Below are 22,790 nucleotides of genomic sequence, written 5' to 3'. Positions count from 1 at the left end.
GTGCGGTCGAAGCGCGACCAGGTGCAAGCGCACACGTTCATGATGGGCCGCCTGACCTCGGGCATGCTGCTGGCCGACCCGGACGCGCCGGAGAGCCCGTTGGGCCGTACCAGCCGGGGTGCGCTGGTCGGCGTGATCTTCGGGGTGCTGATCTGCGCCGGAGCGCTGGTGTACGGGCTGATCAGACCGGGCGGCAACGACGCCTGGCGCAGCGGCGACACCCTGATCGTCAACAAGGACACCGGCGCCCGCTACCTGTACAGCGAGGGGCGGCTGCGCCCGGTGCGCAACTACGCCTCGGCGGTGCTGATCGGCGGCTCCGACCTGACGACCACCTCGGTCGGCTCGAAGTCCCTGGCCGGTACCCCGGTCGGCAAGCCGGTCGGCATCACCGGGGCCCCCGACTCCGTACCGGCGCCGGGTGAGTTGGAGACCTCGCCGTGGCAGGTGTGCTCGACCGGCACCGGCAGGGAGACGACCCTCGTGCCGGGCCCACCGGTGCAGACGGACGCGGTCGGCGTGAAGTCGGCGCTGGTGGTGCGGGGCCCGGACAAGCGCACGTATCTGGTGTGGCAGGGCAGCCGGCTGGAACTGGACAAGGACTCGGGCGCGGCGGAGTCCCTCGGCTACGCGCCGGTGACGCCCCGCCCGGTGTCGGCGGCCTTCCTCGACGCCCTGGTGACCGGCCCCGAGCTGGCCACCCCGAAGGTCGAGGGCCGTGGCACGGCGGGGCCCGAACTGAGCGGCAAGGCAACCCGGGTCGGCCAGGTGTTCCGCGTGGTGGCGGGCTCCGGTAACCAGGAGTACGTCCTCCAGAAGGACGGCCTGCACCCCGTCACGGACACCCAGTCGGCGCTGCTCCTCGGCGACCCGGACACCCGCAAGGAGGCCTACGACGGGGGATCACCGTCGGTCGTCACCATCGACGTCTCCGACCTGCGGGCCCACCAGGCGCCGGGCACGGCCGGGACGGACCCTTCGGTGGCCGGGCTGCCGGACAGCCCGCCGAGCGCGTTCGTTCCCGCGTCGGGCGAGTCGGTGTGCGCCCAGGTCGACCCGGCCGACGGGCAGGTGCGGGTGACCTCGGTAAGGGTGGCGGACTCCGAGCTGTCCCCCGCCGCACAGCCCGACACGACCGCGCTGACCGCGGCGTGTGTGGTGGTGGACCAGGTGGTGACACGACCTGGCCACGGCACCCTGGTCCGGGCCCTGGGCGCGGCCGGCGGCACGGTCGGCGACACCACGTTCCTGGTCGGCGACGACGGCGTGAAGTACCGCATCCCGGACGCCAACGCCCTCGCCGCCCTCGGCTACGACGACACGACACCGGTACGCGTCCCCTCCACCCTCCTGTCAATGCTCCCGACCGGCCCGACCCTGAGCCCCCAGGCCGCGGCATCCGACTCTGCAGCCGGAGTGCCCCGCACCCCGGGCGCGTCGACACAGTGCGGCGGCACGAGCGCCGATGACACGGGCGCAGGGTCCGGCGCGGGCCTGCCCGCCATCGCCGGACAGGTTCCGGCGGGTGCGTCGGCTGTGGCGCCGGGGTCGGGGTCGGTCTCTAACTCGGTGTCGGGCGGGGGTAATTGATGGGTCTGCGGCCGGGCGGCGGACTCGGCGGGAGGTCTGGCGCGGGTCTGCCTGCTGTTGCCGGTCGGGTGGTTGCGGCAGGGCGCCGGGGGCGAGGTCGGTCGTGAACTGGGTGTCGGGCGGGGTGAATTGATGGGTCTGCGGCCGGGCGCAGTGCGGGAGCGGAGTCGGCGGGAGGGTCTGCGCGGGGTGTCCGCGGTTGGCGGGCGGGTTTCGGCGGGTGTGTCGGCTGTGGTGTCCGGGTCGGTCTCGAACTCCGTTTCAGGTGCGGGGATTTGATGGGCCGGCGGGGTCGGGTTCTCGTCGTTCCGGTGTGGGTGCCGGACGCGGCGGCGCGAGTGCCGGTGCGTCCGGCGGAGGGTCTGGCGCGGGTATGGGCGCGGTTGCCGGGCGGGTGTGTCGGCTGTGGTGTCGGTGGGAGGTCCTGTGCGGGGATGCCCGCTGTTGCGTCGCGGCGGCGCAGTCGGAGCCGAACCCCAACTCGCCCTCAGAGTCGGCGAACTGACGGATTCACGCCGTTGGAGATCGTGTTCACGCCAATCCGGAACAGGTCCAGAACCGGAATCCACGGAGGCTCGTGTTCCGGTCAAGTTGCCTACCAGTAAAAGGCGTTGATCGGAACCTGATGGCAACCTCATATCTTCCTCAGTTCGTTGCCAGCGCAACTTCCGTCAACCTAGGCTCAGTTGTATCCGTACGGCAGATCGACTTACGAAAGGTGGGACGATGGCTGGAGATGGCCAGCAGTCAAGCGAAGGTTCGACCCGGAACGGAATCCAGGCCCTGGAGAGCGCCTTCAGCGGCATCGTGAAGATCCGTCAGGACGTCGACAGCACCCGTTCCACCCTGGGCAGCGGCTACCAGGGCAGCGACGGCGGCCAGTACGGCCAGCTCCTCGCACAGTGGGACGGCCAGTGCAACGTCATCCTCAAGAACCTCGAGGACGTCATCGACCGGCTGAACCAGAGCCTCGTGGAACACAACAAGACCCAGGGTTCCTCGAACGACTCCATCAACCAGGCGTACAACGCGGCGCAGTCGGCCTTCGACCAGCTCGCCGGCTGACCTCGCGGTCACGTCCGATCCCCCCATCGCGTAAGAGAGGCAAGCTGTGGCAGACAACCTGTCCGACGGTGTCATCTACGTCAGCTACAACCACATGTCGAACGCCGCGGACGACATGGTCGCGCAGACCAAGGCGATCGCGCAGACGCTCTCCAGCCTTGAGCAGGAACTCGGCGAGCTGTCCAAGACCTGGTACGGAAACGACGCCGACACCTACCGCCAGAAGCAGGCGGCCTGGGACGGCGCGGTGCAGAACATGGAGCTGCTGCTCACCTCGCACTCCCAGCTCCTGAACGAGATCTCCAACAGCTACAAGTACAGCGAGAACTCCCTCAGCCAGATGTGGTCCGAGGTCACCATCGGCCGCTGACCCGGCCGGCCCCACCGCACCGACCGGTTTCCCGAGGTCGGTGCGGTTCAGGCACCTTCCCGTTCCGTCGCCGCGCCGTACGCCGGAGCCGGCGCGTCCCGCCCGCGGAGGCACCCATGGCAGACCTGACCCATCTCGACTCGACCGCGCTGAAGAACTTCAAGAACAACGACGTCGCCGACTTCATCAGCGATCTGCTGGCCATCCGCAAGGACAGCGCGGGCGTCCGCTCCCTGAAGAACCTCGTCGCGGAGACCGGCGACGGCTCGGCCGCGGGCCTTGCCAAGATTCTGCGGATCGGTCTGATGAACGGCGGCGACAGCAAGGACCCGGTCGGCGGCTCGACGCTCGTGGAGGCGCTCAAGACCCAGGCGACCGCACTGGACAAGATCCTCACCGGCCAGAAGACCCTCTTCGACGACATCGACGACGCGATCGACGAGACCATCACCACCCTGCTCAAGACCCAGGGCGACAGTCTCGCGTCGATCGACGGCGAGAAGCTGATGGACATCTTCGACACCGTCGACAGCGACATGAGCGGCTCCGACTCCTCGGACTCCTGAGCCCGGCCCGGCGCGCGGCCCGCCCGCTCCCGCCGAGCCCCAGTCCCCGCCCCCACCTTCCCCGCAGCGGAGTTCCGCCCCATGGCCGACAGCACCAGCACCTCCGGGACCCCCAGCTACGACCCGGACGACTACTTCGCCCAGGCCGTCACCGACTTCACCGGCTACACGATCCCGCCCCGGTCCACCCTGTTCGACAAGCTCAGCAGCTCCAACAGCGACGACTTCTCCGACCTCAAGCTGTTCCGGATGGACATCCAGGGCATCGACATGCGGTCGGTGACCGCCGCCGACTACTCGGCGATCGGCGGCTGGCAGGTCAACAAGGGCGAGGACTACGACCTGGCCTTCTACGACGCCGGCGGGGACGGCGCGCACGACAGCGTGAGCATGAAGAAGGCCCGGATCGTGATGATCGGCGTCACCGTCGACGCGAACGGCCGGGCCACGCTCTGGAGCGGCGGGGAGGTCACGGGCGGCGGCGCGTTCGAGGGCTCGTACTCGCACGTCCAGTGGGACTCGGGACCGATGGCGCAGTACATCTCGGGCAGCAAACTGGTCCTCGACCACCTGCTGACGTCGCCGTACTCGACGCAGGGCTTCTCCTACAGCGGTCTCTCGGTCATCGACGACAACGCCGTCGACCTGCTCTCCTTCGAGACCACCGGGCAGTCCTTCGACCGGGTGGTGCAGTTCTTCAAGGACCACTCGGACATCGTCAACCAGTGGATGACCTCGCTCGGCGACGACCAGGCGGCCTGGAAGGGGAAGGCCGCCAGCCTCTTCTGGCATCTGCTGGACGAGCTGAAGACCAACTACGACGGCTATGTCTCCCAGTTGGGCGGCAGGGACTACACGGCGACCAACACCCCCCTCAGCGGCACCCCGCCGAAGTCGAAGTTGAGCGACGCGCTGGCCGCGGCCCAACTGGCCCTGAAGGACGCGGTCACCGCGCTGCAGACCGCCTGGTCCGACTGGGCGTCGGACGGCCAGCACGACCCGCACTACCACGTGAAGAAGATCCTCGACGACATCAGTCAGTGGGTCATCAACAACAACATCAACCACGTGCTGTCGTCGACACAGTCCACCTACAGCGAGTACGGCGGCGGCACCTACACCTCCTACTCCACCGACGCCAACTTCAAGCAGTCCGTCCCCGACTACGGCGACCTCACCCAGCACACCACCTGGCAGAAGGTCGCCGACGCCGCCGTCAAAGCCTGGTCGGACCACGCGGACAGCAAGCTCAAGCAGCCGTCCATCGACGCGCTGAGCGCGGTGAAGAACGCCTGGGCGGACGTGCAGGACGCCTTCGACGACGAGGTCAAGAACAAGAACTCCGAGACGCTCTCCGAGGTCCTCCAGAAGGAGGAGGCCGAGATCGCCGAGGACGAGGCGAACAAGAACAACGAGAACCTCAACAACGACCTGAACAACCTCAACAACAACCTGAACGACCTCGGCAACAACTTCAACAATCTCAACGACAACCTGAACGACAACCTCAACAACCTCGGCGACAACCTGAACGACAACCTCAACAACCTCGGCAACAACTTCAACAACCTGAACGACGGCCTCAACGACAGCCTGAACAACCTCAACGACGGCCTCGGGGACAACCTCGACAACATCGGCAACGACCTGAATTCGAGCCTCAACAACCTCAACGACGACCTCGGCAACAGCCTGAACAACGTCGGCAGCGGGCTCGACGACCTCAACAACCTCAACAGCGACAGCCTGTTGAACGGCGACGGCTCGTCCATCGACCCCAACAGCCTCGTCAACGGCCTCACCCCGTCGCTCCTGAACCCCAACAACACCGACGAGAACAGCTCGACCTCGCTCAACTCCCCGACCGGGAGCAGCACTCAGCTCAACGGCGACGGCAGCCTCACCACCACGTTCCCGGACGGCTCCACCCAGACCATCGACCCGTCGACCGGCCTGGTCACCACCACCAACCCGGACGGCACCACCTCGGTCTCCCAGCTCAACCCGGGCAGCACCATCACCAATCCGGACGGCTCGACCACCACCCTCAACGACGACGGCACACTCACCACGAAGTTCCCCGACGGCACGAGCCAGACCCTCGACCCCACCACCGGGCAGGTCAGCACCGTCAACCCGGACGGCACGGTGAGCACGTCGACGCTCAACCCGACCGACGGCTCCTTCACCACCCCGGACGGCTCGACCGGCCAGATCAACCCCGACGGCTCGGTGACCACCCACTTCGCGGACGGCTCCACCGAGAACCTCAACCCGGACACCGGTCAGATCACCGTCACCGACGCCTCCGGCAACGTCACCACCTCGCACCTCAACCCGGGCGACACCTTCACCAACCCGGACGGCTCGACCACCACGCTCAACAGCGACGGCACCCTCACCACCCACTTCCCGGACGGCTCCACCCAGAACCTCAACCCGGACACCGGCCAGCTCAGCACCACCGACCCGTCGGGCCACACGACCACCACCGACATCAACGGCACCGACCTGCCCTCCTCCTCGATCGACACCAGCGGCCTCAACGGCAACGGCATCGACACGAGCGGCATCGACACAAGTGGGCTCAACGGCAACGGCGTTGACACGAGTGGCCTGAACACGAGCGGGCTCAACAGCGACGGGCTGAGCAACACCGGCGGGCTGAACACCTCGGGCGGTCTGGACTCCGGTCTCGACAGCGGCTACGACGACTACGACAGCACCCCCTACACCGGCGGCGCGCTGCGCTCCGACGCCCTCGACGGAAGCACCCTCGCCGCCTCCGCGGACACCCAGAGCGCGTCCAGCGGCACCCCGCTCAACCCCATGGGGATGGGCGGCATGGGCGGCATGGGCGGCGGCATGGGCGGCGCCGGCGGCGGACAGGGCGGCAACAGCGAGCGCACCCGCGCCGTCCTCACCGATCCGGCGGGCGGCGCCACGCGGCGCGGCCGTACGGGCCGGACGTCGTCCGTGGACGAGGACGAGGACGTCGTCTACACCCGGCCCACCACGTCCAGCGCCCCGTACCCGGTGGGCGGCCCCGGCAACGGCAACGGCGCGGGCCAGAACGGCCGTTCCACGGAGAGCGGCGACCGGGCCCGGGACGCGTGGCTCACCGAGGACGAGGACGTCTGGGGCACGGACGAGGGCGGTTCACCGGCGGTGATCGGCCGATGAGCGGCGAATCGATCGAGCAGCGGCTCGCCAAGGCGGTGGCCGAACTGGAGGCCACCGAGGCCGCGGTGGCCCGCGCCGAGGGCGAACTCGCCCACGCGGAGAGCACCGTGCGCTCCGCGGACCGCGCGGTCGAGGTGACCGTGACCGCGCAGGGCGACCTGGCAGCGGTGACCTTCCTGGACGACAAGCACCGCACGATGCCGGCGGGGCAGCTCGCCGCGAGCGTGCTGGAGGCGGTGCAGGAGGCACGGGCCCGGATGGCCCGGCACGTCATGGCGACCTTCGAGCCCTTCACCAAGGCCAATCCCGAGGCGCCCGAGATCACCGGCTTCGACGTGGACTGGAACAAGATCTTCGGGCCCGGTGTGCTGGAGGGCCCCAAGGGCGGCCGACGGCGCGGTGCCGGCCTGCTCCGCGACGAGATCAACGAAGACCCGGAGGACTGAGGACACGATGTCGGAGAACGCCTACTTCGCGAGCCCCCCGGCGCTCATCGCCGGCACCCGGCAGATCGACCAGATCAGCCGGCTGGCCACGGACATGATCAACGAATTCATCACCGATGTGTCGGCCACCGCCAAGTGGCCCGGACACGACGACAGTTACGCCAAGCAGATGCTGCCGCAGGAGAAGCAGCAGCGGGAGGGCTCGGTGAAGACCGGCACGTCCCTCTCCGAGGCGATCGTCGGCGTCGGCGACGGCACACTCGCCAACCTGAAGAGCGTGCTCGGCACCCAGAGCGGTGTACTCGACGCCATCCACGACTCCAGCGTCAACACGGGCGACACCGACGGTGGTTCGCACGGCGGAAAGCACTGACGTACCGGACCACCCCTGATGACCATCCAAGCGTCGCCCCAGCTGAACAACCTGTTGTTCGTGCTCATCGGCGAGAAACTGCTCCAGGCCGACGAGGACATGGCCTACGCCAACGGCAAGCCGTACGAGCGGCTCGGCCGGCGTGTTCGCGATCTCTCGGACCTGATCGAGCAGACCGCCGGTGGGGTGGGGCGCGCGCTGCCGCCGCAGGTCGGGAACAACTATGTGCGGGCGATGCACATGTTCCTCGACAGCGGCGGGGTCAACTACCTGAAGGACTTCGCCGACCAGCTCGACAGCATCGGACAGTCCCGCACCAAGTCCTCCATGGACATCATGGAGTCCAAGTGGCAGATCATCGCCGAGCTGATCCGGCTGCTGATCGAGCTGATGGTCATCGCGGTGCTGTCCGCCTTCACCGGGGGTTCGGCCTCCAGCCAGGCCGCGGTGGCGAAGGCCCGTAGCCGGGTCGCCATTCTCACGCTGCTCGAATGGCTGATGAAGAAGACGCATCTGATGCCGAGCCTCACCGAGGCGATCGAGGAGGCGTTCACCACCTTCGCGGTACGGCTGGCCATGATGCTGGGTGCGCCCAAGGGCCGCCGTCCGAACGGGTTCGACTGGTCGCAGATCGTCCAGGACGGTGTCTTCGGCGCGTTCACCGGCCTGTTCCACGGCCTGCTCTCCGACCTCGGCAAGGGCCTGAAGAACAAGTTCAAGAACATCTTCGACACGCACAACCCGTTCAAGGACATCAGCGGCAACAGCACGAAGTTCAACAACAAGTTCGACACCCCGGACCTCCACAACAAGCCGAACCCGAAGCCGACTCCCACGCCGTCGCCGAAGACCACCCCCACTCCGACGCCCACGCCCACGCCGAAGACGACGAGCCTGGGCGACAAGGTGAAGCACGAACTCGGCGAGGACTTCGAGCACTTCATCACCGAGGGCGGTGCGGAGACCCTCGGCGAAATCGCCACGGCGTCCATCTTCGGCTTCCCCATCGACCCCCTGAACACCTTCCTCGGCAGCGGCCTCAGCTCGGTGAGCGAACGCCATCTTGGCCAGGGTGCGGGCGCGTTCGGCAACAAGTTCAACTTCAACACCCCACCGCCCGTGAACACCCTGGGCACGACGGACATCCCGGACGACAGCGAGTCCTCGACGAACGACCCGTCGGATACGTCCACTTCGGGCCCCGATTCCGTCAACACGGCTCCGAACAATGGCAGTTCCTCGACGACGAGCACACCCAACCGCACGTCCACGAACACCAACACACCGCCGACCCGGTCCACCGACCTCGACACGGACCTCACCGACACCCACGTCGACCCGGTGAAACTCGACGGGGGAGACCTCCAGAGCGACACCGGTAACGGGACTACGACGGGCAGCCCGACGCGGGGTTCCGGCTCGCCCTCGGACACGACTCGTACCGGCCAGGACACGGAGGAGCCGGCGCAGGGGAGCGACCAGTCGAGCGGCACGCCGGACGCCACCGCTCCGGCGCCTTCGCCGAACGTCCCGGTAGCGAGCGGGCCGGACACCAAGGTCTCCGGTACCCCCACCCCGACTGGGACGACGGCGGGGAACCCGGCGCCGGGTTCCGGATCACCCTCGAATTCCAGTAGCAGCGCGAACAGCACGTCGGCGCCCGTCCGCACGGTCCAGCAGCAGTCGCACAACGCCGGTGGCGGCCAGAACACGACCGGTATGGACGACACGCAGAACACGGCGACCAACGAGGACACGGAGGAATCCGCGCAGGGGACCGACCAGTCGAACAGCACGCCGGACGCCGCCGCTCCGGCGCCTTCGCCGAACGTCCCGGTGACGAGCGGGCCCGACACCACCGTCTCCGGTACTCCGACTCCGAACGGGACGGCCCCGGGCAACCCGGCTTCCGGCACACCGCCGACCACCAGCGGGAACCCGCGTACCACCACGACGACACACGGGCGCCCGGAGAACACGACGTCCGACAGCCGTGACACCGACGCCACGGATGCGGAGGGCAATGGCGCCTCCCACCCCGAGCCCGCCCGCGTGGCAACGCCTGACAGCTCCGGCAGTACGGACACCGACCCCGAGCTCCCGACCCCGCTCACCACCACCAGCAACAGCGCGCCCCCTACGACCAGTTCCGCCCCGGACACGACGCCGTCGCCCCACTCCACCTCCCCCACACCGGCACCGGCACCGGCAGCCGTGCGTACCGCACCGGAACCGAACAGCGCGCCCACCCCGTCGGAACCCGTCGTACTCACCCCCTCACTGACCCCCAACCCCACCCCGGAACCCGGCAGTTTCGAGGACGTACGGGATGGGGCGACGCCCTCGGAGCGCAGTACCACCTGGGTGGACCCGGTGTCCCGGCCAATCGGGGTGGACGGCAGGCCCACGCAGTACGTGGTGCGGGCCGGGTTCGCCGTGCGGCGGTTCACGCATGACGGGGTGCCGGTCACCGATCTCACCGTCACCTACCGGCTCACCGGCAGCCCGCACCTCGGGTCGCGGGCCGACGGAGTGCACCAGCGTCTGACGGACGGGGTGCGGCGGGTCTTCAACACCCCGGGGCACCGGCTGCGGGACGGAAGCCTGCTGCACGTCACCGTCGTGCCCGCCGCCCCCGGCGAGACGCCCCACCTCGACGTCACCCTCACCGACCCGGCGGACGGAATCCCCGCCACCCATCACTCGTGGCCGGCCGACATCTCCGACTCCGACCTGGCTCACGAGGTCGGCCATCAACTCGGCCTGCGTGACGAGAGCGGCCTCGACCCGGCCGCCCCGCACCGGAGCGGCACCGCCAGCCTGATGGGCGACCCCACGCGGTCCGCGCCCCCGACGGAGTCGACCGACCCGCCGTACGTGCCCGGCGGTCTGAGGTCTCATCATCTCGATCTGATCGGTGCCATCGCCGACACCCCGGCGGTCGCCCACCGGGGTGCCGGCCCGGCGGGACCCGGCGCGGACCCGCCCGCTCCGCCCACGCCGCTTCCGCACACCGACCCGGCCTCCCCGGAGGGCCACACCTCTCCGCCGCCCGAGACGGAGGACGACGGCGGACGCCGTACCTCCTACCTCGGCGGCTACGGCCGGCGGCACGACGGCCAGGTCGGTCTGGTGCACGTCGAGCCGTTCCCGGCGGACGTGGTCGACGGGGTCCACCGACAGGTGCTCGCGGCGCTGGGCCGGCCCGCCCCGCGCCCGGGCGACCCGGTGCACGCGCAACTGCGGGACGTGCTCTCCGCGGAGCAGATGGCGCTGAACCTGCCGTACCTGCGCAGCCGCGGCGGTCACCGGATCACCCTGCGCGTCGACGGCGCCGACCGGAGGGTGGACGTACGGCTGACGCTCGACGACGCGCGGCCCTCCGCACGGCAGGGCGGGCTCGACACGAGCGACCCCGACAAGCATGTGGAGCGGCGCGGGCAGGGCACCCGGGAGATCGTCTCCGCGCAGCCGTCCGGCACGTTCTCGACGATTCCGGTGCCGTGGACGTTTTCGATGCCGATCGCGGCGGGGGGCCCGGTCCGCGGGGTGGACTTCGCGTTGGGCGCGACCCTCGTCCACAACCAGGCGGACGGCTCGACCACCGTCACCCAGGTCGTGCAGACCACCAGCGCCCAGCGCAGCAACGAGCCCTCCCGCGCCTACGACTTCACCGGCGACTGGCAGATACGCCTGGACGCGCCGGACCCGGACCGGGAGGTCACACCGGCCGCCGTCACGGACGTAGCGGAGGCAACTGACGTAGCCGACACGGCAGTTGCCACCGCCACCCCCGATCCGGCGCACGACTGGCGGCCCGCTCAGCAGCACGGGCCGGTCACCGTCTGGTTCCCGCAGCACCTCGTGGACGCGGATGCCGACGCCGAGCCCGGGCGGGGACTGCCCGACCCCGCCGACCTCGACGACCTGCCGGTCTACGGGGTGGACTCGGTGCTGAACCCGCGCCGGCTCTACGAGGGTGCCGCGCGGCACTTCCACGCCGATCTGGACGCCACCGCGTCGGCCCAGCTCGCCGGCTTCCTCGCCGAGCCGGTGCTGCGCGGCACGCTGCCGATGCAGCGGGACGGCGGGCTGTACTCGCCGGTGCTGACCGACGCGCACGGGCGGGCGGTCGGCATCATGCGGCTGGACGCGGAGGTCACCCCGACCACCCCGGTGGCCAAGAGCATCGACAAGAAGATCAACCTGGAGAGCCATCTCGTCAACTCGGTGAAGAACGACCAGAACACCGCGTTCAACAGCGGGGTGACCTTCACCGGCAGCGCCGGCCCGGTCTTCACCCACGACTGGCAGCCGGGGCACCCGGACGCCTCCCACACCTTCGGCGGCACCGTCGCCGGCCGGGGGACCGCCTCCCTCGCGGCGCAGAACGTGTTCGGCACCAGCTCCGCCGCCGGCACCATGCACGCGGTCCGCACCAACCGCAGCCATCTGCTGACCGAGGCGGACGTCACCTACACCCTCACCCTGACCCGGCCCGACGGCAGCACCGAGACCTATGCGCCGGGAACCTGGGAGCACGGGCTCGATCTGCGGATGCTCAGCGCCGAGGACGCGCGCGGCCACGCACCGGCCGAGGACGAGATCCGGGCGCTGCCGCACGAGTTGGCGACGCTGGAGACCATCGGGCAGTCCACCGCGCCGCTCGGGGTGGACGGCGCCGACCCGCTCTTCACGGAGGCCGAGAACTGGCTGCGGGACCACGGCTTCCTGCCCCCGCCCGCGGACGCCCCGCGCCGGGGCCGGCTGCCCGACGAGACGCTGGTACAGGCCCAGTTGAACAACCTGCGGCGACTGCACGAGCTGCGCTCCCGGCTCGGGCTGCGGGCCGCGACCGACTCCATGGCGGACGGCGGTCACTCGCTGTTCCTGGAGGTCCCCGCGGTGACCGGGCGGCGCCGGGTGCGGCTGGAACTGGGTGCGCGACGGGACACGGACCGGCCGGTCGAGCATCTCAGGGTGCTGCCCGACATCCAGGTCATGGGCCTGGCCCAGGTGACGGGCGGCGGCACCGGCCGACTCGGCAACACCTACAGCCTGGGCACCGGGCTGGGCGGCGGGTTCAACGGGCCCGTACCGAACGGCGCGTGGACCCTGACCGGCACCGGCGACTACCAGTACGTCGGCCAGGCCACGCTCGGCAACACCACCGCCACCACGATCGGCCACGACCAGTTCTTCATCGGCACCGGCCAGCCCACCCAGGAGTTCGGGGTGCCCGTCCGCCTCACCCTCGACCTGTACGAGGGCGCGGGCCAGGAACCGCTGGTCCGGTTCGGCGAGCCGGAGCCCGTGCACCACGCCGAGGACGACCTTGAGGCCGGTCCGCCGACCATCGGCCCGAGGGGTGTTCCGGGCACGGTCCACCTCGCCGTACCGCACGAACGAACCCTGACCGACGAGGAGCCCACGCCCGACGGCGAGCCGTACACCGTGCGGCAGGTCGCGCCGCTGGACACCGAACGGCTGGCCATGACGGACCCGGCCACCGGCGAGCCGCACCCTGACGTGGTCCGTGTCCCGGACGACGCCCTGATCGACGTGATGCGCGGTTCGGCCGCCCTCCAGGACGCCTTCCGCCGGATCGTCACCGGCGTCGGAGCCGACACCGATACGGACACGGACACGGGCACGGGCACGGACACAGATGTCGACTCCGCGACCGACACCGCCGAGGACGCCACGGCCGTCCCTCCCGGGCGGTTCTCCCAACTGCTGGGCGGAGTAGCCGGGTTCCTCAGCAGTTCGCTGGTCGGCAGTCCGGCCGCCGACACCACCACCGTGGGCGCCGAGGCCCGTATCACCGCGCTCTCGCCCGGTTCGCTGGTCGGGCGCGGGCACCAGATCCTCGGCGGCACCTACGTGGTCGAGGGACTTACGCTGCCCGGGCTCGGTGCCGACCAGCATCTCGCGATCGAGATCCAGGCGGTCGCCCACTCGCCCGAACTGACCCACAGCGTGAACCAGTACCTGGAGACCGGTATCTCCGTCGCCGACTCGGCGCAACAGCTCAAGGGTCTTGGCAAGACACACCAGTTCGGCCTGGCCGGCTCGGCGGTCCAGAACAATCCGCCGACTTCGACGACCCCGGGCGAGCCCGCCGCCCCGGCCCCCACGCCGTCCCGCTTCAACCCGTCCGGGCGCTACCAGTACGACCGCAAGAGCGACAAGTCCGACACCCTCACCGCCATCACCGCCACCAACCGGGTGCCCACCCAGTCGGGCCTCCAGCACCGGGTCACGGCCGACGTCACCTACCTGATCACCGTACGGTCCGGCCGCCGCAACGTGCTCGCCAACTCCCTCGGGGTCGGGTTCGCGCAGACCACCACCCTCGCCGTGGACGTGCCTCGCGGACTCCAGTTCCTGATGACGGACAGTCAACTCCGACGTGAGGGACGGTGGATGGGCGCGGTGGCCAACCGGCCCGACGATCCGTCGACGACCGGTCTGGAGAGCCCGCCGCTGCCCAGCCGGTACGTCCGGGACGGCACCCTCGGCCTGGCCGCGGTCAACTCGGTCACCGAACTCACCGGCCTCGGAACCGGCTCCCGGACAAGCCCCGCATCCGGCTCCGACACCGGCTCCGAGACCGGTCCCGACACCGCTTCCGGTACGCCGCAGATCGAGACGCGCGGTCGATTCCACGCCGAGGTACGGCAGTTGCTGGAACGGTTCGCTCCCGGTATCACCACCCCCGGCCACGCCTCCTATCTGTCCGGTGTCGCCGCGCTCGTCGCCGACAACACCGGCGTCGCCGGCAGGCGGGCGCTGATCGGGCGCGGCGGGGGACAGACCCGGTTCAGTTTCCGGCACCACCGATTCGGCGGGGCGGCCCTGGTCGAGGTGACGTTCTCGGCCCGCCCCACGAGCACCGCCGCGAGCCGGGGCGCGGTGCGGGGCACCGCGGTGCCGAGCGACAAGTCCGGTATCGAGCAATGGGGTTCGCACACGGCGGAGGGCCGTTCGGCCTCCAGCGCGACGGGCCGGCTGCACCGTCTCACCTTCAACCCGGTGGCCCGTTTCAGCCGCCCCCACACCGACGACCGCACCGACCGCACCGGACCCTCCTTCAACCTCGTCTCCGCGTCCAGCAAGGCCGACCGGCAGGGGCGCACGGCCGAGGACCGGTTCTGGCTGCGCACCGACAGCGCCGCCGACTTCGACGGCCTGGGCTACGAGTTGGTCGCCACGGTCCGCTCCACCCTGGTCGTGGACTGGCTGCCCAACGTGGTGGGCGCCATGGTGCAGCGCGGGTTCATCGCCTGGGACGACGCCGACGCGCCCACCCGCACCTGGCTGAGCCGCACCCTCGCCGGCGAACTCGGCGGCCAGGCACGGGTGCCCGCCCTCGTCAGCCTGCGCTTCACCGGCAGCGAGACGGACACGTCCCCCGCCGAACCGCTCCCGGTGCCGCCCACGGTGTCCCGGATCGACCCCCGGGTGCCGTACAACGGGCAGTCCGCGCTGCGCGACACGGACCTGTTCCACCCGACCGGCAACGCCCCGGTCTACGGCTTCGACGCCTGGGACCAGCTCTACACGGCCCTCGACCAGGTGGCCCCGGCCACCGGCAGCGGCTGGCGTTCGCAGCCGGCCTCGACCTCCGACGAGCACGCCTCGGTACGGCTCGGCGAACTCATCCAGGCCGGCACGGTGTCCCTGGACACACCCCGGCAGGTCGGCGGCATGCTGCCGGCGATGCCGGGCGCGTACCCGATGCAGGGCGCACCCGGCCAACGGCCCACCCTCACCGTGTCGTTGTACCGGCCGAGGGCGGTCACCGACGGAGGCGACGTGGCCATCGACCGGCTGCGGATCACCTCCGACAGCAGCAGTACGGTCTCCGGCGGCGACACCACCACGGGACTGTCGCTGCCGTTCGTCCTGAGCGCCGACGACCCCGACCGCAACCTGCTCGGTCTCACCCCGCCGGTGCTCCAACGGCCGGTGGACGCGAGCAACTTCGGCAGCGGTGTCTCAGGCGGGCGCCGCGACTGGCTCAAGACCGGCAGCACCAGCCTGCCCGCCGAGGGCCGCGGCACCCGCAGTTACGAGGTCAGGACCGATGTGCACATCACGGTCTCCGGCCCCGAGGGCGTCCGCCATGTCACCGGCACCGCCACGGTCCGCGTCGAGGAGCGCGACGCACTCGGCCACGGCATCACCGAGCCCCACCCCGTGCCCCGCGTCTACGACCTCCCGGCACTGCTCGCCTCGCAGACCGGCGCCGCCCCGACGGACTGGGCGACCACACCGCTGCGGGACATACCGGCCGCCCTCACCGCGGGCGTCGACCCCGACGACGACGGATACCAGTTCTGGGTGGCCACCGGCCCCGACCCGGACGGCTCCCGCCTCTCCCTCGCCCTCTACGGCGCCTCGCGAACCGCCCGCGCCCAGGGGCACCCGGTGGAACTGGTCACACGGGGCCCGGAGGGGCTGCGGGTCTGGTCGTTCGACCCGGACGGCACGCTCACCTCGCCCCCGGCGGCAACACCGGCCCCGGACGCGGACGGCAGCACGGCATCCGGCTCCACCACCGGCGATCCGGACCTGGACCGGGCCTGGGCGGACTTCGAGAACACCGCCGCCGAATTCGACCGCGCCGAGGCCGACCACACCGAGGCGCTCGTCGACGAACACGGGCTGCGGGACCTACGGCCCGACGCCCAGGACGCCCTGGACCGGGCGGCCATCGCCCTGACGGACGCGGCAGCCGAGGCCGAACGCACCGACACGGCCGCCACCACCGCCGAGGACGAGGCGGACCGGGCCGACGCGAACCTTCGCGCCCTCACCGACCGCGTCAACACCTTGATCGGCGACATCTCGGAGTCCCGCCGCACACTCGGTCCGCTCACCGACGCGATCTCCGAGGACGAGCGCCAGGAGGTATCCCTCAGCGCCCGCACCAAGGAGGCCCGCCGCCACCTCACCGAACTCACCACCCGCGCCGCAGCCTCGGGCACCACGATTGGCGTCCCGACGCCGGGGCTGAGCGGCACGAACAGCACCACGCTCGACGAGGCCGCCACGCCGGGTACGACGGGGGAGAACAGCACCACGGTCGACGGCGTCGCCACGCCGGGTACGACCGGCACGACGAGTGTCCCTGCACCGGGCCCGGCCGGCACGCACAGCACCACGGTCGACGAGGCCGCCACGCCGGGTACGACCACGCAGGACAGCTCGAACACCGGGAACACCACGGCCGACCCGGCCGCGCCCCCCGCCCCCGCCGTCGACCCAGGTCTCACCCGCCAGATCGAGGAACTCACCGCAGAGATCGGCAAGCTGGACGCCGACCTCGCCGGGGTACAGGAGAACCTGGCGCAGAACCGTAAGACACTCCAGGACACCCGCACCGCCCTCGCCCGCGACGAGGCCGCCCTGAGCGAGGCGCGGGCGCAGCTCCCGGGGGTCCGGGCCACGGCCGGCACCCGCCGCTCAGAGGCCGAGACGGCTCGCGGACACGCCGAGGACGCGGCCCTGGTCCAGGACGACGCACGCGAGACCCACGAGCGGGCGGAGCGGCGACTCGGCGACATCGACGCCGCGCTCGACAACGCCCTCGGCCGGCGCGACGACGCGGCGGCCCGCCGCGCGGCAGCGGAGACCGAACTGCCCGGCCAGGCCGGCGCGGTACTGGCCGCGGCCCCCTCGGCGCTGCCCACGTCCCGCACCACCCTGGCAACCATCACCCCGCGCTGGCCCGGCTCGGGCCGCCCCCGCACGGCCGGCCCCTCCACCGGCAACGACCCCTCGACGAGCGACGACGACTCCACCACCGGCGACGAGGAGTCGGACAGCGACAACCACTCGAACGCGGACACCGAACTGACCACCCCGGACGCGCTGCCCACCACCCCGGCGAAGGACACGTCACCGCCGGGCGACGAGGACACTGCGGGCGGCGATGACGCGGCCAAGTCCGGGAAGCTCGGCGGCAGTTCGGGTGTGGACGGCGGGAGTACGTCTGGTGGCCCGGCCGGCGACACTACGGACCAGGACCAGGCCGACACCTCCGACAACCTCGTCACCACCGCGACCCAGGACCAGGACCAGGCACCGGTCGACACGGACGCCCACACCCAGAACGAGGTCAACGGCAAGGCCAAGGGCAAAGACCCTGCTCAGGACGACACCGCGAGCACGTCACCACAGCCCGTGCACTTCCAGGTGCGAGCGCCGCGCGGCCGTACCGTCCCGACCCGCGGCGACGGCCAGTGCCTGCTCTACACCTTCATCGGCACCGACCCGGAACGCGTGCGGGACCGGCTCCCCGGACTGCGTACCGAGGACCCGGCTCTCTACGACTGGCTGGGCCGCCCGGCCCAAGTGCGCACCGCCCTGGCCCAGTTCACCCGGCGCCGGCCCAACTCCCCGCCGACCACGACCGACGCCCGTCTGACGGCCACCGCCGAACGGCTGCGCGCCCTCGCGGAGGACCGGCTCCTCACCGCGCGCAGCGGTCGCCCCTTGCCGCACAACGCCGTGGGCCAGGTACGGCAGACCCTCACGCAGTGGTTCGAGCGGCAGACCGCGACCATGGACCGGCCCGTACTCCTGGCGACCCTCCAGGAGTACGGCATCACCGGCGTGACGGAACCGGCGGACCTGGACGATCTCGACACGCGCTACAGCGACGCGCTGGCCGAGGACGACGTGATCGGCCCGGACGACCCCGGCGTCCGCGCCATGTTCGCGTATCTCCGAGACAGCGACCGGCTGCCCACACTGAACAACCTCTCCGACGTCCAGCTCCGCCGAGTGCTCGGGAACGGCTACACCGGCAGCACCGCACAGTTCACCGACGCGGAGCTGGCCCACGCGCTCGACGCCGTCCAGAAGTGGTCGCGGTCGTGGGAGAGCAACCAGGGCGAGCTGTTCCTCCCCCTGCTGGCGGACACCCTGGACGTGGCCGTGGAGGTACTGCGGCCCAACCGGACGACCGGCCTCGGCACCGTCACCCGCGTCGGCTCACCCACCGCCACCCGGGTCCTTGAGGTCCACTACACAGGCCTCAGGCACTACAGCGCCACCGACGCCGGCCCCCTCACCGCTCCTACGAACATCACGCCGTCGAGCGCGCCTCGGGGTCCCGAGGACGCTCCCAGCGTCCAACCACCCGGCCGGTTCCGTCCCGCGCCGACCCGTGACACGAACGACGACCAACCCGCTTCCCACGTCAACAACCCCGCGCCGAAGGAGAGTTGGTACGGGCTGCGTCCCCACGCCCGTCCCGCCGTCCACGCCACGGAGCGTTTCGACCCGCACGCCGACCAGTCCAACCCGCCCCGCCCGGGTGTCCTCAGCGGCGCCACCACCCTCATCCGTACGCATATCCGTCGTATCCAGGCGCCCAACGGCCAGTGGATCCGCGACTACACCCTCAACCTTCCGGTCACCGCCACCGACCCGGCCCTGACCCGGCAGCTGAACGACCGCATCACCGGCTTGCTGGACACGCACCTCAACTCCGGCCTGGCACTGCCCACTTCAGGCGACCAGGTCCACATCACCCTCAACCTGATCGACGACCCCGCCCACCCCGAGGCGATCACCCTCACCGACACAGCCGATCCCACCCGCGCCGATCAACTCCACCTCGACGCGGGCCACACCGACGCCGACCTCCTCCACGAGGTCCTGCACTACCTCGGCCTGCCGGACGAGCAGCGCGACAACGACTTCCTGCTGCGCAACCACCCCCACAGCACCACGGTCCGCACCACCGGCGTGATGGCGACCACCGACACGCCCGTCCACATCCCGCACCGCTACCTGGCGACCATCGAGAACGTCACCGCCGCAGGCCCCCAACTCCACGACCACACAAGCCAAAACACCACCACCGCCCCCACCCTCGACCCCGACACCACCCCCATCCCCGCCGAAGACACCCCCACCTGGCCCACCTCCAACGCCCCCACCGCACCACCCCCCACCCCAAGCCAACTCCCGTCCAGCTACGTGAACTCCTACGGCGCGCTCCCGGACGGCACGGTCGGGCTGGTGTACGCGGAGCCGTTCTCCGACGAGGTGATGGACGGGCTGCACGGTCAGGTCTACGAGGCGCTCGGGCTGGACGTCGACAACCCGCCCGAGTCGGTGCGCGAGCAGGTGCGGGGTGCGCTGAGCCGTGAGAACCTCGCGCTCCATCTGCCGTATCTGCGCTCCAACGGCGGTCACCGCATCACCGTCGGCGTCGGCGGACGCGAGCACACCGTCGACGTACAGTTGACGCTTTCCGAGGCGCGGGCCTCGCTGCGGCAGGGCCGTTTCGACCCGCGTGACCCGGACAAGCATGTGGAGCGGCGCGGGTTCGGGACCCGGGAGAACTTCTCCAGTCAGTCGTCCGGGACCTATCGCACGTTCCAGGTGCCGTGGACCGGCTCCTGGCCGATCGCCGCGCCGACCGCCGTGCGGGCGGTGGACGGATCGCTGACCGTGGCCGTCACCCACAACCAGGCGAGCGACGCAACCACCGTCACCCAGGCCGTCCAGACGACCTCCGCCCAGCGCTCCAACGAGCCCTCGGATCCAGTGGAGTTCACGACGCAGTGGCGGGTGCGCGTCGACGCTCCCGCCGTCACCACCGCCCCCGCACCGGACGGTTGGGGCACGGCGGAGTCGCACGGGCCCACCACCATCTGGTTCCCGCGTCACCTCACCACCGCCGACCCGGCGCCCAACTCCCTGCCCGCACCGGCCGGTCCGGCCGATCTGCCGCTCTACGGCGTCGACTCGGTGATCGATCCGAGGGCTCTGTACGAGCACGTCCACCGGACGTTCCAGGCCGACCTCGACACGGCCGCCGCCGGGCAGGTCTCGGACTTCCTCTCCGAGCAGGTGCTGCGCGGCACCCTGCCCATGCAGATCGACGGCGGGATCTACTCACCCGTCCTGACCGACGCCTCCGGCAACGCGGTCGGCATGCTGCACCTGGTCACCGTGCCCACGGTCGGCACCCCGCAACGGCAGAGCACCCCGGGAAAGATCAACCTCGAAAGCCACCTGGTCAACACGGCGAAGGTCGACCTCTCCTCGAAGTACACCAGCGGCATCGGGATCAGCGGCAGCGGTGCCGCCGCCCTCACCGGCGACCACGGGCAGGGGCACCCGGACGCCTCCGGCACCATCGGCGGCAGCCTCGGCCTGCGCGGGCAGACCCAGGCGACCGTCACCAACACGTACAGCGCGAGCAGTTCCGCCGGCACGATGCACGCCATCCGCACCAACCGGAGCCATCTGCTCACACCCTCCGGCGTCACCTACCAGGTCACCCTGATCCGCCCGGACGGCACCGAGACGGCGGCGCCCCCGCTGGCCCTCACCCACGGCATGGACCTACGGGTCCTGAGCCGGGCGGACGCTCTCGGCCACCAGCCCTCCGCCGCCGAACTGCGGGAACTCCCGGACTCGTTGGAGCGGCTGGACGCCATCGGGCTGAGCACGGCCCCGCTCGACGTAACCGGTACGGACGGAATGTTCGCGGAGGCCGAGACGTGGCTGCGCCGTGAGGGCTTCCTGCCTCCCGCTGCCCCGGGCCCCGGGATCGGCGCGCGTCTGAAGCGGGCGGCACAGAGCATCGAGCCCGAGCACCAGATCCGGCTGCACGCCCAGCTCAACAATCTGCGCCGACTGCGCGAGGCCCGCTCCCGCACCGGGCTGCGCGCCGCCACCGACGCCATGGTCGACGGCGGACACGCCCTGCACTTCGAGGTGCCGAACAGCTCCGACACCGGTGTCCGCCGGGTCCGGCTGCTCCTCACCGCCGTCCGTGACACCACGACCGCCAGCACCCACCGCCGGGTCCTGCCGGGCATCCAGGTCATGGGCCTGGCCCAGATGGCGGGCAGCGACTCCGAGCAGCGCGGTGAGTCGTACGGCGGCGCGCTCGGACCGATGGGCAGTGTCAGCGGGCCGCTGGGCGGTTGGGGGTCCATCGGGTTCGGTGCCGACTACCAGTACGGCCATCAGGTGACCCACGGCGACACCGTGGGCGGCGCCACCGGGCACGACCAGTTCTTCATCGCCACCGGCCAGGACAGCCACGACTTCGAGGTGCCGGTGCGGCTGGCCCTCGACCTGTACGCGGGCGAGGGCGACGCGCCCAGCGAGCGGTTCGGGCGGAACGTCAACCGGGCCGCCGCTCCGGCCGTCGTCCCGGGGGTGCCAACTGCCGCTCCCGCGCCGCCCGTTGTCGTTCCGCCGACGGTCACCGGTGCGCTGCGGCTGGCGGTGCCGGCCGGCCGTACCCACGCACCCCCGGCGACCCCCGCACCCCCCGCCGCGCGGGCCGACCAAGCGCCGCGCCTGCCCAACCCGACCGACCGGGCCCGGCTCGACGCGACCGACGCCCACGGCGTCCCGCGCCCGGAGCTGGTGCGGGTACCGGACGACGCCCTGATCGACACCGTGCGCGGCGCCTCGGCCATCGAGTCGGCGTTCCAGCGGGCGGCCGCGCAGATCCGCCGCGAGGCACAGCCGACTCCGGCCGCCACGGGCACCGGCCCGATCCTGCCGGTCACCGCCCCGGGTGTGCCGCCCGTGCCGACGACCAGCGGCACGGCCCCTGGCGTGGTGCCGGCCTCGACTACTACCGGCACAGGCCCGCTTCTCCCGGTCACCGCCCCGGGCGGGCCGCCTGCCCCGACGACGACCGGCACCGGCCCGGTCCTCCCGGTCACCGCCCCCGCCGCGACGGCCACAGGAACCGGCACCGCCGCCCAGCCGGCCCGCGACGGCATCTCCCCGCTCGCCGGGCACGGGCTGACGGACAGCAGGACGCGTGCCGCCGAGACCCGGCATGCCGCGATCACCCCGGGCAGCCTCGTCGCCCACGGCCACCAGATCTTCAAGAACTCCTATGTCGTCGAGGGTCTGAGCCTGCCGGGGACCCTGGCGGACGGCCAGTACTCGCTGGAGATCCAGGCCGTCGCGCACCGGCCCCGACTGCTGGACACCACCGGGCAGTACCTGGAGACGGGCGTCTCCGCCACCGACAGCGCCCAGCAGCTCAAGTCCCTCGGGAAGTCGCACCAGTTCGGCGGCAGCGGGGTGCTCACCCAGAACCCGCCCAGCCGGCCCGAGGGCCCGGCGAACGCGGCCGGGCAGGGCGACACCGGTCCCGAGTCGGACGGTTCGGTCTCCACCAGCCAGAGCGTCGG

8 protein-coding genes (1 of these 8 only partly in view) are annotated in these 22,790 nt (G+C 71.1%); all 8 read left to right on the top strand.

What is annotated here, in order from left to right:
- A complete protein-coding gene (gene eccB, locus AB0M63_RS08775) occupies positions 1-1,590 on the top strand; it encodes a type VII secretion protein EccB (protein WP_366018890.1) in 1,590 nt (529 codons plus the stop codon).
- Between the two features lie 726 nt (positions 1,591-2,316).
- Positions 2,317-2,655, top strand: a complete 339-nt coding sequence (locus AB0M63_RS08770) for a hypothetical protein (RefSeq protein WP_033285066.1) — start codon at positions 2,317-2,319, stop codon at positions 2,653-2,655.
- 46 nt (positions 2,656-2,701) lie between these two features.
- Entirely contained in the window at positions 2,702-3,025 is a 324-nt protein-coding gene (locus tag AB0M63_RS08765) for a WXG100 family type VII secretion target (protein WP_355902004.1), read from the top strand.
- 116 nt (positions 3,026-3,141) lie between these two features.
- On the top strand, positions 3,142-3,591 hold the full coding sequence (locus AB0M63_RS08760; protein WP_355902002.1) for a type VII secretion system-associated protein: 450 nt from the start codon (positions 3,142-3,144) through the stop codon (positions 3,589-3,591).
- Positions 3,592-3,672: 81 nt separating this feature from the next.
- Positions 3,673-6,774 carry an AAWKG family protein gene (locus AB0M63_RS08755; RefSeq protein WP_355902000.1) on the top strand — a complete coding sequence of 1,034 codons (3,102 nt, stop codon included), beginning with the start codon at positions 3,673-3,675 and terminating at the stop codon, positions 6,772-6,774.
- Complete coding sequence (locus AB0M63_RS08750; RefSeq protein WP_366018889.1) at positions 6,771-7,220, top strand: YbaB/EbfC family nucleoid-associated protein; 450 nt, start codon at positions 6,771-6,773, stop codon at positions 7,218-7,220. The genes AB0M63_RS08755 and AB0M63_RS08750 overlap by 4 nt, the downstream gene beginning before the upstream one ends.
- Before the next feature lie 7 nt (positions 7,221-7,227).
- Positions 7,228-7,593 (top strand): hypothetical protein, encoded by a 366-nt coding sequence (locus AB0M63_RS08745; protein ID WP_355901996.1) that lies wholly within the window; start codon positions 7,228-7,230, stop codon positions 7,591-7,593.
- Between the two features lie 18 nt (positions 7,594-7,611).
- Positions 7,612-22,790, top strand: the 5' portion of a protein-coding gene (locus AB0M63_RS08740) for a hypothetical protein (protein WP_366018888.1). It continues 12,682 nt past the right edge of the window; 15,179 of the gene's 27,861 nt are visible here — the first part of the coding sequence; the start codon lies at positions 7,612-7,614; the stop codon falls past the right edge of the window.

Origin of the sequence: Streptomyces sp. NPDC051576 (assembly GCF_040681835.1) — a bacterium.
In the GTDB taxonomy this organism is placed as follows: Bacteria; Actinomycetota; Actinomycetes; order Streptomycetales; family Streptomycetaceae; genus Streptomyces.
The sequence above is the reverse complement of the archived record's forward strand: the minus strand, read 5'-3'. Positions and strand labels throughout refer to the sequence as shown.

Bases quoted from the DNA above. Each gene is read 5' to 3' on its own strand.
- AB0M63_RS08770 (WP_033285066.1), top strand. From the start codon at position 2,317: ATGGCTGGAGATGGCCAGCAGTCAAGCGAAGGTTCGACCCGGAACGGA.
- AB0M63_RS08760 (WP_355902002.1), top strand. From the start codon at position 3,142: ATGGCAGACCTGACCCATCTCGACTCGACCGCGCTGAAGAACTTCAAG.
- AB0M63_RS08755 (WP_355902000.1), top strand. From the start codon at position 3,673: ATGGCCGACAGCACCAGCACCTCCGGGACCCCCAGCTACGACCCGGAC.
- AB0M63_RS08750 (WP_366018889.1), top strand. From the start codon at position 6,771: ATGAGCGGCGAATCGATCGAGCAGCGGCTCGCCAAGGCGGTGGCCGAA.
- AB0M63_RS08745 (WP_355901996.1), top strand. From the start codon at position 7,228: ATGTCGGAGAACGCCTACTTCGCGAGCCCCCCGGCGCTCATCGCCGGC.